Genomic DNA, 15,604 nt, shown 5'->3' with positions numbered 1-15,604 from the left:
TGACGACATGAACGCCAAAATGCTTGTCCTGCTGTTGCTGCCGCTTGCAGGTTGCTCCAGCACTTCCGAAACCCAGAACATGCCGGTGAATATCCTCACGGCCTCACCGGCCAACGCCCAGGCCACTGACATGCCCAAGGTCGAACAGACCTTGCGTCCACAGGATGTGCTGGACGTGATCTTTCACATCAGCACCAGCGGCTCGGACGCCTACCGCATCCAGTCCGGCGACCAGATCGGCCTGAACTTCACCGCTGCCAGCCAGCTCAACGGCAATCAACTGGTGCTGCCCGATGGCACCATTGAACTGCCGGGCGCCAACACCTCGGTGAAAATCGCCGGGCTGACGTCCGAACAGGCGCGTGAGGAAATCCAGCGCGCCTACCAGCGCAAACAGCTGTTCCAGCCTAACCGCAACCAGTTGTCCGTGCAGGTCATCAGCCCGCTGAGCAACGAGTCGAACCTCAAAAGTGCCCTGAACCACCCCGCTACCGGCATGAGCCGGGAGATCACCGTGGGCACCGACGGTTACGCCAGCTTCCCGGAAATCGGCGCCGTGCCGCTGCAAGGCATGACCGTCAATCAACTGGAAACCTTCCTCAACCAACGCTACGCGAAGCTGCCGGGGCGGATGACCGTCGACGTGCTGCTGAAGTCCACGGCGGGTAACGAAATCTATGTGCTGGGCGAAGTTGGCCAACCGGGGTCCTACCCGATCCGCCGGCCGGTCTCGGTGCTTGAAGCGCTGACCCTGGCCCGTGGCAGCAACACCAAGGCGCGGCTCGATTCGGTGATGATCATGCGCCGCAATGGCAACCAGGTGCAGGCCGTGCGCTACGACGTCGAAAAGGCTTTGGCCGGCGATGCGTCGCAGATTGCGTACCTGCAACCGGACGACATGCTCTATGTGCCGAAGACCAAACTGGCGAGCGCCGGTGAGCTCGCGCGGCAACTGGCAGACGTGGTGTTGTTCCAGGGCGTGGGCTTCAGCTTCGGCTACCGCGTCGACAACAAAGACAGCAATAACAACTGACTCCCAGGTGACCTGACATGAATCCAAAGGAAAACTACCTGCACGAGTTCTTCAGGATCTTTTTCGCCAACAAGCAGTTGGTGAAACGAGTCTTCCTGGTCTTTGCAGTGATCGCCCTGGTCTTGCCGCTGATGCTCAAACAGAGCTTCGATATCACCGCCCAGGTGATCGTGCAGTCCAAAAAACTCTCACAGGGAGACGCCACAACCTCCCTCAACCAGGAGAACGCCTCGTTCATTCCACCGTCCCTGGCGGACATGGAAACCGAGAGCAATATCCTGCGCTCGCCGGCGTTGATCCGGCAGACCATCAGCGAGTTGCGCGACAAGGGTGAGTACACGCCTACCCCTGGCGTTTTCAACAAACTGGTGACCCAGCCATTCAAACAGTACGTGACCACGCCGCTGCGTGAATACGTGATCAACCCGATGAAAGCCACACTGGGCCTGGAAACCGACCCGGTACGCGACACGGCGCTGGATGCCCTGACCCAACAGGCGATCGACAGTCTGAAAATCGAGACCCTGCCAGGCTCCAACGTGATCTCCATCATCTACAGCTTCGACAATCCAACCCAAGGCACCCATTTTGTCGCAGCCTTGCTGCAGAACTACCTGACGAGCCGTCAGGCACTGCAATCGATCGATTTGCCGCAGTCGTTTTACGAAACCAAGAAGAAGCAATACCAGGTGCGTCTCGATGGCCTGGAAGGCACTCGGCTGGGCTTGCTTGAAGCGGTCGGCTCGTCCGATCCGAAGGAAGAAATCACCTTCCGCCTCAATGCCATCAACACCGAGGAGCAGGCGCTCAACCTGTACCGCGATCGCCTGCTGCAAAGCCAACGCTGGCTCGACTACCTGAAAACCAGCCTGGCCGCAGCGAGCAACTCGAAACTCAACGACTACACCTTCCCCTACACCTTCACCACCACCGTGGACAATGTGGCGTTCGAGGATCGTGAGATCAAACAGATGGGTGAGGCCCTGACCACACAGGTCAGCCGCTACATGAACGACCTGGCGATCTTCCAGCCAAGCAGCGAACCGATGTTGCTGACCCGCGAGCAAATCGCCCGAACCCGTCAGCAGTTTCTGAAAGTGGTCAGCAACCGGATTCAGGAACGCAACACTGATCTGGCGATTGTCAGCTCGGTGATCGACCAGAAAACCAAGCGCATTGCCGAGTTCAAGGAGCGCATCCACCAGTTGCAGGAAACCCAGAGCAAGCTGCGGCAGATGGACACCGAGATCAACGCGTTGCACGCGGCGTTCTCGACCTATGCCCAACGCTTCGCCGAAAGCAGCAGCGCACGTTCGCTGGACAACGACCTGTCCAACGCACGGGTGCTCAGCCCGCCGTATGAGCCCACCGAAGCGGCGTTCCCGAAACCGATGCTGATCATTCCGTTCGGCTTGTTCACCGGTCTCTTGCTGGCGATTGCCCTGGTCTACGTGCGTGAGTTCTTCGATCACCGTTTCAAACACCCAGCGCAAATCACCCACGAACTGGGCTTGCCGGTGCTGTTGGTGATCAACGATCAGAACGTGGAACCCACCAATCCGCACAACAACTGGTCCTTACCGCGTCTCGTGCATTGGGTGCGCAATTGAACGCGCCGCTCATCCCTTCCCTGCCGATCATTCATTTGCTCAGCAGCGGCGGCTTCTACGGGGCTGAGCGGATGCTGCTGGACCATTGCCTGGCGACGCCGGGGCAGCACCAAGTGCTGTTTCTCGATGCGCCGCCAGACTTGATCGCGCGGTTTCGTCAGGCGGGGGTCGACTGCCGGGGTTGCGCGGGGTTGGGGGAATTACTGGCGCATTTGCGCCAGCGCCGGGCGGAACGGCCGTTGATCAATACGCACAACTTCAAGGGCCTGTTGTTTGGCTGGGTGGGCGCAACGTTGTTGCGCCTGCCGCTGGTGATTACCCAGCACGGTTTCACACCGCGCAGCCGCAAGCAGAAGTTCTACACCTGGCTGAGCCTGCAACTGTGCCGCACCGCGTCGGTGAATCGCGTGGTCTGCGTTGCCGAAAGCATCGCCGTGCTGTGCCGTCAGGCCAGCGTCCGGGCGGAAAAGCTGCAGGTGATTCCCAATGGTCTGCCGGCGACTGACGGACTGTTGCCGCGTCACGCGAAACGCCAGCGTTGGCTGGCCGGTTACGTCGGGCGGCTGAGCAGTGAAAAGGGCCCGGACTTTTTTCTCGATGCGCTGATTCCACTCTGCCGGCAACACCCGCAACTGGACGCCGTGATGCTCGGCGACGGCCCGGAACGGGAGACGCTGCTGGCGCGTATCAACGAAGCGGGTTTACAGGACCGCATCACCCTGCCGGGTTACCAGACCGACATGAGTGTGTGGTGGCGACAACTCGATGCGCTGGTGATCAGCTCGCGCACCGAAGGCACGCCGATGATTCTGCTCGAAGCGATGCAAGCCGGTGTGCCGGTGGTGGCGTTCGGCGTCGGCGGGATCCCCGATGTGCTGCAAGACCGGCACAACGGCCTGCTGGCGACACCCGCCGACAGCGCCGCCCTCGCCCGCCAGATCGGCTCGTTGCTGACTGAACCGGCCATGGCCCGCGACCTGATCGACAACGCAAAACGTACGCAATTGGACCGTTACGACCTCAAGGCCCTGGCCGAACGCTGGTCGCAACTTTATCTCCGTACTGCACGGGAGGCACGCGCGTGATCTTTCCGCTCTCGATCGTCAGTTTGTTTGGCCTGGTCTGCCTCGCTTTGCTGGCCAGCCCTTATCCGTATCTGGCGCCGGGAGCGGTGCTGGGCCTGGTCGGTGTCGCGCTGCTTTACCGAAAACCCACCTGGGGTTTGCTCGGGATCGCGGCGCTGGTGCCGTTCGAAGGTTTCTTCAAGGACAGTTCGCTGTCGGGCACCAAGTTCCTCGGCGCGTCATTAGCCGTGATCCTGATGCTGCAACTGGCCATCCACCAGATTCCCTCCGAACGCCTGCGCAGCAACATCTGGCGCTACCTGATCTGGTTCATGGTCTTGTACCTGCTGAGCGTGATCAACACCGATAACATGGGCATGTCGATGGCGCATCTGCGGGAGCTGAGTGTCGGCCTGGTGCTGTTTGTGATCACCCTGCTGATCGGCCGCGAGCTGAACATGGACCTGTTCGCCAAGATGGTCACCCTCAGTGTCACGGCGACCTGCGTGTTGGCGATGTTCTCCAGCAAATACCAGGACCAGGGGCGCGCCGCCGGCCTGCTGGAAGACCCGAACGCCTTTGCCATGCTGATCGCCTTCGCCGTGCCGCTTGCCTTGCTGCTGGTGGTGCGCAGCCCGCACTTTCTGCATCGAGTTTTCTGGGTCGCTTGCTGCATTTTGCTGCTGGGCGGCATGACCAAGACTGAATCCCGTTCGGGGCTGGTGGTGCTGTTCCTCAGCCTGCTGATCGGCGTCTGGCACTACCGCCTCGAGCTCAAACGCATCCGTCCACGGCACCTGGGGTTTGCCATGCTGGGCCTGGTGATCGTAATTCCGCTGGCCCTGTATGCGATGCCGAAGGGGTATATCGAGCGCATTCAGTCCTTGAGCATCTTGAGCGCCGGCGCCAAGAGCCAGGACCAATCCCTCGGCCGCCGCGCCTCGTACATTGTGGTCGGCAGCGAGATGATCCGCGAGAACCCGTTGCTGGGCACCGGCCCCGGGACGTTCCCGCTGCACTACGCCACCACCGGTTATGCCAAGGCATTTTCGGCCAACCGCAAGATCGGCGATCTGTACCGCCGCGCCCACAACACCTACCTGGAAATCTTCAGTGAGCTGGGGATTCCCGCCGGCCTGTTGTTCGTCGGCATGCTCGGCCTCGGTTTGTACAACCTGGTCCGCGCCCGTCGTGCATGGATGCAGCGACGCAACCGCGAACAGGCAGATTTGCTGACGCACCTGAGCATGAGTTTTCTGTCGCTGACACTGTTTTTGATGTTCCTCAGCGCACCCAACCAGAAGTACGTGTGGATCATGCTCGCCCTGACCAGCGTGCTGCGTTTGAAAGCCGAAGAAAGCCCACTCGCGGAGGCCAAGGCATGAGCCGCATCAGTATTGTTATTCCGATGTACAACGAATCTCGCCACATCGCTCGGACCTTGTTGGCTGCGCAACGCGCTGCCATCGCCGCCGGTCTGGAATGCGAGCTGATCGTGGTCGATAACGGTTCCGACGATCAGGGCCCGCAGATAGCCCGGCAATTCGGCGCTCAGGTGCTGGTGCTGCCGGGCGTGCTCATCGGCGCCTTGCGCAATCGCGGTGCGGCCATCGCCACCGGTGAATGGCTGGCCTTCATCGATGCCGATGTCGAATTGCCCGAGGACTGGCTCACGCTGTTGTTGAAAATCGAGCCCGCGGTTCAGGTCGACGTTCTCGGGCTGGACTTGCACACCCCGGCCGAAGCCCCCTGGTATGCCAATGCCTGGCAACGTCGCACCTTGCGTCCGAACAACGAGACGGTGCAGACGGTGCGCTGGCTGCCCAGTTCCAACCTGTTGATGCGCCGCCCCTGGTTCGACAAGGTCGGCGGCTTCGATGAAACCCTGCGCACCGGCGAGGACAAGGATTTCACCATGCGCCTTTCCCACGCGGGCGCGCGCCTGCTGTCAGTCAACCAGACCGTCGCCCTGCATTGGGGGTATGAGTGCAGTTGGCGTGAATGGATGGGCAAGGAATTCTGGCGTCAGGGCAGTCATCTGCAGTTACTGCGCAGTCACGGGATGAGCATGCGTCTGCTGCGCTTCCCGCTGATGTCGCTCGCCGCCTGGATGTTGGATTTCCTGGCAATCTCCGCCCTGCTCGATGGCTTCCCCCACCATGCGGCTCTCATGTTGTTCCTGACCAGCCTACCGGCGCTGGCCTTGAGCATGCGCCAGACCTTAAAACACCGTGATCTGCTGTTGACCCTGCAACTCTGGGGCCTGCATTGGTTGCGTCTGCACCTGGCCGGTGCCGCGTTTGTTCTCAGTTTTTGTCATTGGAAAGCCAGGAGGCCTGCCCGTGGCTGAATTCATTTTCTGGTTGTGCCTGTTGCTGCCGGTTTACGCCTATCTCGGTTACCCCTTGCTGTTGACGCTGCTGGCGCCATTGTTTGCGGCGCGGCGTAACGCAATCGCGGAACCGATGAACATCAGCATCGTGATTGCCGCGCACAACGAAGCGCGGCACATCGAACACAAGTTACGCACGTTGCTCGCTCAGGATTATGAGCCGGCCTCGCTGCAGATCATTCTGGCCAGCGACGGTTCGACCGATGACACCGTGGCCTGTGCGCGCAAGGTCATCGACCCGCGAATCACCATCCTCGACCTGCCTCGCCAGGGCAAGGCCGCGACCCTGAATGCCGGCGTGGCGTTGAGCACCGGGGATATTCTGGTGTTCACCGATGCCGACAACCAATGGTCCCGCGACACCCTCGGTCACCTGCTGGCGCCGCTGTGCGATCCCCAGGTTGGCGCTTGCGCCGGGCACATGGTGATCCCGGTCACCGGCGGTGGCCTGAGTATCGGCGACAGTCTCTATCGGCATTACGAAGGCTGGCTGCGCAGGGTGGAAAACCGCACCGGCTGCATGGTCTCCGCCGACGGCGCCCTGCTTGCCCTGCGCCGCGAGTTGTTCCAGGAGGTGCCGGCCGAGGTCAACGATGACTTCTTCATCAGCACCTGCGCGCCGGTGGCGTTCAAGCGCATTGTCTATGTGCCCGAAGCGCAAGTAATCGACCAAGGCGTCGATGAAGCAGACAAACAATTCCGCCGCCGTCAGCGCGTCACCGTCGGGGGCTTGCAAAGCCTGGCCCAACGTAGCGAGCTGCTCAATCCGCTGAAACATGGCCTGTATTCGATTGCCTTGATCAGCCACAAGTTGATCCGCCGTCTGGCGCCGATTCTGTTGCTGCCGCTGTTGCTGAGCAATTTCTGGCTGTGGGAAGAACACGGTTTCTATCGCCTGAGCCTGATCGCGCAACTGCTCGGTTACGCCGTGGCCATCGCCGGCCTGCTGGATTCGCAACACCGGCTGCCCAAACCTTTCCGCCTCGCCGCGTTCCTGCTAGTGACCCTGGCCGGGATGAGTATCGGTCTGTGGCAGTTCCTGCGGGGGCAGCGGTACGCCCAGTGGAACCCTGAGCAAAACCGTTGAAAGGACTGAGCCATGGCGATCAAACAACTATTAAAACGTACCAGTGGCTGGCTGTATCTCAACTCGCCGGTGGGCCGCAATCAACTGCAAGGCGCCGGGGTGATCCTGATGCTGCACCGGGTGCTGGCCAGCGACCACGCCGCCGACCTGCCCCACCGCAATGAGCTGTGCGTCGGGCCAAAAGCCTTCGAACACTTGCTGTTGTGGCTGAAAAAACACTTCGATTGCGTGTCGTTGATGGACATCTTGCAACCCGGCACGGTGAGATCGGATCGCCCGAAAATCACCCTGACCTTCGACGACGGCTGGCGCGACAATGCGCTGAATGCCTTCCCGCTGTTGCAAAAATACCAGGTGCCGGCGAGCATTTTTCTCTCCACCGATTTCATCGGCAGCCGCCAGCGGTTCTGGTGGGAGAGCATCGGCGAAACCCTCTGGGGCAGCCACGGTGAACGGGCGCGGATGCAATTGATCGATTGCCTGCGACAAGTCGGTCGGCCGTTGCCGGTGGCCTTCGATGAACTGGATGTGGAACGTCGCAGCCTGGCCTTGCTGCATTTTCTGCACAGCCTGAAAACCCTCAGCCCTGCTGACTTGAATCGCCTGACCGACGAGTGCCCAGACGAGTCATTGCCCCAGGCGCTGGACTGGCAGCAGGTGCGCATGCTGGAAGGCTCGGGGCTGGTGCGGTTCGGTCCCCACGGCGCCAGCCATGCAATTCTCACCGGCCTCGATGATCAGCGTTTGCATGAAGAACTCAGCCGCAGCCGCGACGCCTTGCACAATGGCTGCAACCGGCCGCTGCCGGTCTACTGCTACCCCAACGGCGACAACGATGCGCGGGTACGCGAACACGTTGCCGATCACGATTACCCGTTCGCCCTGGGCACCGGCACCGGGATCTATCGGGGCACCGATGACCCCTTGAACCTGCCCCGTTTCGGCGTCAGCCAGCGGGTGGCGCGCAATCCGCAGCTGCTGTCCTGGCGCCTGTTCCGCGGGGCCCGCACATGAGCCGCAGCCATTACCTCAAGCATCTGGCCCTGAGCATGGGCACCAAACTGGCGATGATCGGTTTGCGGCTGATGCGCAACGTGTTACTCGCAAGGATCCTCGGGCCGAGCGAACGGGGTTTGTTTGCCCTGCTCAGCACCTTGCCCGACCTGATCAGCGCCGCCACCAGCGGCGGGCTGAATTCGGCGGTGGGTTTTCAGGCGGCCAAGCAACGCCCCATGGGGTTGCTGCTGAGTCAGGTGCTGGTGTTCGGTTGCTTGCTGGCGGGTCTTTTGACTTTGCTGGTGGTCGCCCTGGTGCGTGAGTTCGGCAGTGAACTCGACATCACCACGCAACTGGGCCTGCTCGCCTGGCTGTTGTTGCTGGCGGTGCCGCTGACCGTACTCAAGAGCGGACTGCTGACCTTGCACAACGCCTCCGGCGGCGTGGTGGCCTTCAACGCGTTGCGCCTGGTGGAATCCCTGGCGCCGCTGCTGTTGTTCCTCGCCTTGTTCTGGATGTGGAAAGACGCCGCGCTGGAAGCAGCGCTGATCAGTTGGCTGGCAGGCATCAGCCTGGTGGTACTGGCGGGCTGGTTCTGGCTCAAACGCGCTCAGCCCCTGAAATTGCAATGGGACCGCGCCAGCCAGAACGAGCTGCTGCGCTACAGCGCTCGCAGCCATCCCGACCTGCTGTTCCAGCAAGTGATCCTGCGCTCCGATTACCTGTTCATCGGCGCCCTGCTCGGCAGCACCGCGCTCGGTCATTACGCCATGGCCAGCGCCGCCGCCGAATTGCTGCTGATTGTCCCGGAAGCCGTGACCACGCCGTTGATGAAACGCCTGCTGCAACAGGAAGAAGGCATCGACAAAGTGACGCCGCTGGCCCTGCGCCTGACCGCCACGGTGATGCTCGGCGCCTGCGTGACCATGGCGGTGATCGGCGAATGGCTCATCGTGACGCTGTTCGGCGCGGCCTATCAGCCGGCGTATCCGGCCTTGCTGGCGCTGCTGCCGGGCCTGTTGGGCCTGTGCTACGCGAGCATCCTGCGCCTGGACTTGCTGGGCAAAAACCGTCCCGGCACGATTTCGCTGTTGATGGGTCTGGGCGCCTTGCTGAACCTGGCGCTGAACCTGGTGCTGATTCCGGCCTACGGGATCGTCGGCGCGGCGGCGGCCTCGTCCATCGCCTACCTCGCGGTGACTCTCGCGCTGCTGGTGATGTACTGCCGGTTGAGCGGTGTGCCGGTCTGGCAAACCCTGATCATCCTGCCCAGCGATGTAACGCCGATGCTGCACATGCTGCAACGGAAGTCGGCATGAAACGCCTGGTCCTGCTGTTTAGCCTTGGCCTCGCGCTGAGCGCCCAGGCGGCGCCCATGCGTTGGGCCGATATTCGCGACGGCAGCCTGTACCTGCAACCGGATCGTCCCGACACGCTGACCATTCGCTGGGCGCCGGCGTGGCAGGCGGATGCCAACGAAGAACGCCTGTACCTGCTCGACGGCCAGGGCAAACTCCAGGGCGAGCGCCTGATCGCCCCCAGCGAATCGCGCGGCAGCCAGAGCTGGCCGTTGACCCCGAGTGCCTCCAGCTATCAACTGGAAATTCCGGGCTACAGCTTCCGTCGCTACCGGGTTGAACACGACGAACACACGGTGGCGTTGTTCGCCCCGGCCAAGGTGCATTTCAGCGCCGAAACCCACAATGGCGATGAGCTGTACTTCAAGGTAGCGCCGGGTGAGCGCGCAGTGCTGGCCGGCAAGTTCCACGGCGGTGTCAGCGCCTTGCAAGCGCAGCGCGTGGGCGACGGCAAACAAGTGGCGCTGGCGCTGAAACCGTATCGGGGTTATTGGCAGTTCGACAAGGTCGAGTTGCCCGTCGCAACAGAAGCACAGGTCTGGCGCCTGCGCCTGCAAGGCAGCGGCAAGGTGGCGTTCTGGCTAGATGGCACCGCCAACCTCTTCGCCCAGAATCCGCAGCAACTCAAGCCCCTGCGCGAAGACGATGGCCAGGTCCGGCTGACATTGCACAATAAAATGCTGGGGCCGACCCCGAACCTGGGCATCGCCCTGCCCTACGTCAAGGTGCCGGAATCGAGTTATGCAGTGCTCGATGCACTCAAGCCACAGGCGGGCACTTACTACAGTTTCGTCGACATCACGGCGAAGAATCCGCACTACGAAGATGAATTCCGTCGGCTGTATCAGGACCGCTTCGGCATCACCCAGGACATCACGCTGTTGGCCGGGAGCCAGCGCCAGGCTGACTTGCGCGCCGACACCCTGAGCAACGCCGGGCTCGACGCCTGGCTCGCGTCGACCCGGGCCCTGGGTGGCAAAGGCACGCACTACATCGGTTTTGCCGACGAGCCGAACCTCAATTACCCGGACTACGCCAACTACCAAAGCATCTTCAACAGCATGGCCCGGCAAGTGCGTAGCAATCCCGCCAATGCCAAGGCCGGCGTGCGCATCGCCATGCCCGCCAGTTCGCGACTGGTCAACGGCCCGTTTGCTGACAACGCCGCCGACAAACGCGGCATCGATTGGGCCAAACGCTTGCTGGCCGAATCCGGCGACAACATCGATGCCCTGGCCTGGCACGAATGGATGATTCGCGACCTGCTGGCAACACGGGTCTACCGTGACAGCGTGCGCCGCGCCGCCGACCTGGTCGGCCTCGACGCCCAGGGCCGGCCGCGCAAAGCCTTGCTGCTGGACCAGACCAACATGTCCAGCGGTTCCAGCCTCAGTCCTTACGATCAGGAAACCCACTTCGCATCGTTGTGGTGGACGTCGGTCGTCATCAACTCGTCCCAGGATGGCTTGCTGGAGATGCTGAGCTGGTTCCAGGCTGCTGACGAACCGAACTACCCCAAAGGCATGTTGCGTGTCCTCGGCGACGATCGCTTCGAGCTCAAGCCCGTGGGCCTGGCTCAGCAGTTCATCCGCCAGCATTGGCTGCACGACGTGATGCTCCTCGATAACGACGCCTTCGAGGTCGACGTGCTGGCCATGGCCGAGGACAAGAAGCGCAACCTTCTGGGCGTCAATAAAGCCACGCGCTTGCAGCGTGTGGCCCTGACTGGAGTCCAGTGTCCGCTGGCCAACGGTTCATTAAGCTACTTCGGTGCCGACAACCGCGCCCGCGACGCACCCTTCAATTGCCAGGACGGTCGCGTCAGCTTCGAGCTGCCAGGACGGACCCTGTTCAATCTCAGCTGGAGCGCCTCATGAATTGCCAAGTATTGAATAGCGAAATCGGCCATTGGCCGCACCTCGCATCACTCCACTCGCGGCCGAGACCGTCAGGAGTCAATAACATGAGCGTTTTGCAGAAACTCAGCCAACACATCAGACAAAAAGGTTGGCGCGCCACCTTCAATAAAATCTGGAAGCACTACGTGTTTTCCCACGAGGAACTGTTGTGGATGGAGCGCGATCTGGTCACTCCATTGCCGCCTTACAAACTCCGGCCCTACCCACCGCTGCAGGTAGTGCGCATCACCCCGGAAAACGCCGTGGCGTTCACCCGTTACTTCGGTGACCGCGTGGAGACCATGGCCGAACTGGCCCGTGAAGGCTACACCGGGCATATGCACCTGGACGACAAGGGTGATGCGGTGGCCTTCATCTGGGGTGCGGCACGCAACTATCATGACAAACACTATTACGGCTGCTGGTTCCCGGTGAAAGAAGGCGAGTTCTTCGAATTCGGCGGCGAGCTGACCCGCGCGTACTGGGGCACCGCGCTGTCGATGGACGTGCAGACGGAGTTGTGGAAAGCCATGCTGGACCAGGGTTGCCACACAGTGGTGGATGTCTGTGAGTCTCACAATGTCCCTGCCCTCAAGCTGCACATACGCACCGGCTACAAGGAACAAGGGCGGATCATGAACGTCTACGAGCTGTTTGGTCGCTGGCGCTTCTACCGCGAAACCCATTACAGCGGCTCACGCCTGGATGCCTTGCGCAAACCGGCACGTGAACCCGCCACAGCAGCGGTGAGCTGACCCTATGGCAGCACGATTCGAATGGCGCACTTCGTTGTGCGCCGCTGATTTCCCGGAAACGGCTTATGAAGCGTTGCGTCTGCGAGTGACGGACCACACACCGTTCAACACACTGGCCTGGATGCGTGCATCCGAACAGGCCCTGACCACCGGGCAACGTTTGCATGTGTTGCTTGGCTGGCAGGGTCATGAGCTGGTCTTGTGTTTGCCGTTGGTGGCCTCCGTCGAGCGTTTCGCCAGGCTGCCGTTTCGCGTGCTGCATCACCTTGGCTACCCACTTGCGGACCGCCTTGCGCTCCTTGCAAAAACGGACTCGGAGAATATCCGCAAGGCACTGATCGAGATCCGCCGACAACTTCCCCATGCCCTGCTGCAACTCAACGAGTTGTCGGAACCGGTCGGCGAAGAAAGCGTGCTGACCGAGTGGATGGCGCACAGCTCGACCGGTGAACGGCGCCTCAGCTGTCGGGTGCCGGTGCACGTGATCAGCGACGCGGACCACCAGGAAGTTTCGGGTGACCCCCGCTATAAACTGCGCCGCGCACGCAAACGCATCGCAGCCTGTGGTGCCCAGGTTCGACGGATCACCCCCGATGCGTCGACCATGGGTCCGTTGTTGCAGGCCATCAGTGAAGTCGAAGCGGTCAGTTGGAAAGGCGATGAAGGCGTCGGGATTTTCGCCGACGAACGTCACCGACAATGGATGGACCGAGCCTTCACCGCCCTCGCCGAACAGGGGCTGGTGCGGGTCGTGGTGCTGGAGCTGGACGGGCGCTGCATCAGCTACCGCCTCGGGTTGCTGGAGCAAGGCCGGTTGTACGATTACAACCTGGCGTTCCTGCCGCAATACGCCGATCTGGGCAGCGGTCGGGTGCTGCTCGACGAGTGGATTCGCTGGGGGCTGGACGAGCACTGGCGCTGGATCGATGCCTCGCGGGTGAGCCTGGAAAATTCCAGCCATCAACTGCACGAACGCATGACCGGGCAACTCGAACACTGGCGCTGGAGTTTCTATTCCTGGCGCCCCAGCGGTCTGGCGCTGGGCCTGGCCCTGAGACTCTGGCAGCGGCTCAAACCCTTGTTGCAGAAATGGCAAGCCAAACGGGCAGCAGCGACCGTTGCCACTGCACCGGCGCCCGTTGCCGCAGTGGTCAAAGCAACGAAGCCAACCGACACAAACAGGGAGGGCGACCATGCCTCGCCAAGTCATAGTCAACGCTGACGATTTCGGTCTCAGCCCGTGCGAAAACGCGGTAATCCTGGGCGCCTTCCAGGCGGGGGTGATCAGCTCCGCCACGGCCATGGCCAATATGCCGGCCTTCGAAGCGGCGTGCATCATGGCCCAGCATCCGTTGCTCAAGGACCGGATCGGCCTGCATTTCAACCTCACGTATGGGCGTCCGTTGAGTCAGTCGATTCTGGGTCGAAGGAACTTCTGTGACAGCCATGGGGTGTTCGATCTCAACCTGTCCCGCCATCGCCTCTGGCTGAGCCGGGGGGACCGCGACGCAGTGTTGGAGGAGCTCAACGCCCAATGGCAACGCTGCGTGGACAACGGTGTACGGCCCAGCCACATCGATTCCCATCAACACGTTCACAACATCTGGCCCATCGGTGAGATCGTCGCCCGCTTCGCCGCGAGCCAAGGGGTGCCCGTGCGCCTTGCGCGCAATCTGGGGCAAAACCTGAGCTTGCCCAAGCGCGTGTTCAAGACCTTGCTCAACAGTCGTTTGCAGAGCCTGGCGGGTGTGACTGCGGATTATGTGTGCACGCCAGTGGACCTGCGCAATGAGGCCATGCCGACCGATGGTGTGCTGGAAATCGTGGCTCATCCGACTCAGCTTGGCGCTGATTTCGGTGATGCCTATTTGCAGCCAGAAGAGTCTCTAACCCTTGTTCTAGAGCGGCGTCTTCACGGTGTGCCGCGGGCATCCTATGGTGTTTTGAACAGCCATTTGGTGACCGGTGAAGCCGCGCTCGAATGAGTTACATACGTTGCAACACATTCAAAGCTGGCGCTTTGATATGAACTTTCAAGCTTGATCTATACCCATCAAAAGCGTTTTCACCCACACCCTGGCTTAGGCTAAGGAGAGCGTCATGAGCATCATCGAAAAGCTTCGCGAACGCATAAAACAAAAAGGCCTGAGCCGCACGTTCAACACGCTGTGGAAACGCTACGTGTTCTTCCACTGGGAGCTTTTATGGATGGAACGGGACCTGATCAGCCCGGTACCGCCGCACAAACTGCGTCCCTATTCGGGACTGCGCATGGTGACCATCACCCCTGAAAACGCCAGCGCCTTCGGCAAGCATTTTGGTGACCGCGTCGGGACCATGGCCGAACTCGCCACCGAGGGTCACACCGGGCACATGTATCTGGACGAAGAAGGCCACGCTGTTGCGTTCATCTGGGGCAGCGTCCGCGACTACCACGACCGTCACTATTACGGCTGCTGGTTCCCGGTCAAACCTGGTGAGTTCTTCGAGTTCGGCGGCGAAATGGCCCGCCCCTACTTCGGCACCAGCCTGTCGGTGGATGCTCAGGTAGACCTCTGGGCGGCAATGGCAGCCCAAGGCTGCAACAAGGTGGTGGACGTCTGCGAAACCCACAACATCCCTGCCCTGAAGCTGCACATCCGCATGGGCTACCACGAACAGGGTCGCGTCACCCACGTCTACGGCCTGTTCGGACTCTGGCGCTTCTACCGCGAAACCCGCTACACCGGCTCACGGCTTGATCCGCTGCGCAAACCGGGACGGCCAGTGGTAACAGGGGCGGCTAGCGCCTGATATCCGATAGACAGACCGAGTTGCGGCCATCGCGAGCAGGCTCGCTCCCACAGTAGATCCTCAGCGCACGCAGATTTTGTGTTCGACGACGATCCAATGTAGGAGTGAGCCTGCTCGCGATGGCGGCGGCACATTCGGCATTGATGTGACTGACAGAGAGCTATCGCGAGCAGGCTCGCTCCTACAGTGGATCTGCGGTGCACACGGGCTTTGTGTACGGAGGGATTCAAATGTGGGAGCGAGCCTGCTCGCGATGGCGGCGGCACATTCAGCATTGATGTGACTGACAGAGAGCTATCGCGAGCAGGCTCGCTCCTACATTGGATCTTCAGCGCACGCAGATTTTGTGTTCGACGACGATCCAATGTAGGAGTGAGCCTGCTCGCGATGACGGCGGCACATTCGGCATTGATGTGACTGACAGAGAGCTATCGCGAGCAGGCTCGCTCTCACAGTGGATCTCCAGCGCACGCAGATTTTGTGTCCGACGACGATCCAATGCAGGAGTGAGCCTGCTCGCGATGGCGGTGGCACATTCGGTATTGAGGTGACTGACAGAGAGCTATCGCGAGCAGGCTCGCTCCCACAGTGGATCTCCAGCGCACGAAGATTTTGTGT

At 61.2% G+C, this 15,604-nt stretch carries 13 protein-coding genes; all 13 read left to right on the top strand.

What is annotated here, in order from left to right; genetic code table 11:
• Nucleotides 1-7: 7 nt before the first annotated feature.
• The 13 genes from AC1ROI_RS30645 (at nucleotide 8) to AC1ROI_RS30585 (ending at nucleotide 14,986) form a co-directional block, all read left to right on the top strand.
• Nucleotides 8-1,033 carry a polysaccharide biosynthesis/export family protein gene (locus AC1ROI_RS30645; RefSeq protein ID WP_102594873.1) on the top strand — a complete coding sequence of 342 codons (1,026 nt, stop codon included), beginning with the start codon at nucleotides 8-10 and terminating at the stop codon, nucleotides 1,031-1,033.
• A 17-nt stretch (nucleotides 1,034-1,050) separates the two neighbouring features.
• Nucleotides 1,051-2,643, top strand: a complete 1,593-nt coding sequence (locus AC1ROI_RS30640; protein ID WP_102594874.1) for a GumC family protein — start codon at nucleotides 1,051-1,053, stop codon at nucleotides 2,641-2,643.
• Nucleotides 2,640-3,728: a glycosyltransferase family 4 protein gene (locus AC1ROI_RS30635; RefSeq protein ID WP_083376386.1), complete on the top strand. Its 1,089-nt coding sequence runs from the start codon at nucleotides 2,640-2,642 to the stop codon at nucleotides 3,726-3,728. Before AC1ROI_RS30640 ends, AC1ROI_RS30635 begins: the two co-directional genes overlap by 4 nt.
• The gene (locus AC1ROI_RS30630) at nucleotides 3,725-5,092 is read left to right on the top strand and encodes an O-antigen ligase family protein (RefSeq protein WP_102594875.1); all 1,368 of its coding nucleotides are present in this window, start codon (nucleotides 3,725-3,727) and stop codon (nucleotides 5,090-5,092) included. Before AC1ROI_RS30635 ends, AC1ROI_RS30630 begins: the two co-directional genes overlap by 4 nt.
• The gene (locus AC1ROI_RS30625; protein WP_102594876.1) at nucleotides 5,089-6,057 is read left to right on the top strand and encodes a glycosyltransferase family 2 protein; all 969 of its coding nucleotides are present in this window, start codon (nucleotides 5,089-5,091) and stop codon (nucleotides 6,055-6,057) included. Before AC1ROI_RS30630 ends, AC1ROI_RS30625 begins: the two co-directional genes overlap by 4 nt.
• The gene (locus tag AC1ROI_RS30620; protein WP_010455633.1) at nucleotides 6,050-7,186 is read left to right on the top strand and encodes a glycosyltransferase; all 1,137 of its coding nucleotides are present in this window, start codon (nucleotides 6,050-6,052) and stop codon (nucleotides 7,184-7,186) included. The genes AC1ROI_RS30625 and AC1ROI_RS30620 overlap by 8 nt, the downstream gene beginning before the upstream one ends.
• Before the next feature lie 12 nt (nucleotides 7,187-7,198).
• Nucleotides 7,199-8,200 carry a polysaccharide deacetylase family protein gene (locus AC1ROI_RS30615; protein ID WP_102594877.1) on the top strand — a complete coding sequence of 334 codons (1,002 nt, stop codon included), beginning with the start codon at nucleotides 7,199-7,201 and terminating at the stop codon, nucleotides 8,198-8,200.
• A complete protein-coding gene (locus AC1ROI_RS30610) occupies nucleotides 8,197-9,501 on the top strand; it encodes a lipopolysaccharide biosynthesis protein (protein WP_077749050.1) in 1,305 nt (434 codons plus the stop codon). The genes AC1ROI_RS30615 and AC1ROI_RS30610 overlap by 4 nt, the downstream gene beginning before the upstream one ends.
• Nucleotides 9,498-11,417 carry a hypothetical protein gene (locus AC1ROI_RS30605; RefSeq protein ID WP_102594878.1) on the top strand — a complete coding sequence of 640 codons (1,920 nt, stop codon included), beginning with the start codon at nucleotides 9,498-9,500 and terminating at the stop codon, nucleotides 11,415-11,417. Before AC1ROI_RS30610 ends, AC1ROI_RS30605 begins: the two co-directional genes overlap by 4 nt.
• A gap of 86 nt (nucleotides 11,418-11,503) precedes the next feature.
• Entirely contained in the window at nucleotides 11,504-12,193 is a 690-nt protein-coding gene (locus tag AC1ROI_RS30600) for a GNAT family N-acetyltransferase (RefSeq protein ID WP_102594879.1), read from the top strand.
• 4 nt (nucleotides 12,194-12,197) lie between these two features.
• Complete coding sequence (locus AC1ROI_RS30595) at nucleotides 12,198-13,415, top strand: GNAT family N-acetyltransferase (protein WP_010455642.1); 1,218 nt, start codon at nucleotides 12,198-12,200, stop codon at nucleotides 13,413-13,415.
• Nucleotides 13,387-14,178: a ChbG/HpnK family deacetylase gene (locus AC1ROI_RS30590; RefSeq protein ID WP_042932752.1), complete on the top strand. Its 792-nt coding sequence runs from the start codon at nucleotides 13,387-13,389 to the stop codon at nucleotides 14,176-14,178. Before AC1ROI_RS30595 ends, AC1ROI_RS30590 begins: the two co-directional genes overlap by 29 nt.
• A 115-nt stretch (nucleotides 14,179-14,293) precedes the next feature.
• Nucleotides 14,294-14,986: a GNAT family N-acetyltransferase gene (locus AC1ROI_RS30585; RefSeq protein ID WP_077749045.1), complete on the top strand. Its 693-nt coding sequence runs from the start codon at nucleotides 14,294-14,296 to the stop codon at nucleotides 14,984-14,986.
• Nucleotides 14,987-15,604 lie beyond the last annotated feature (618 nt).

It is taken from the genome of Pseudomonas sp. GW823-FHT02C02 (genome assembly GCF_058797635.1).
The sequence above is the reverse complement of the archived record's forward strand: the minus strand, read 5'-3'. Positions and strand labels throughout refer to the sequence as shown.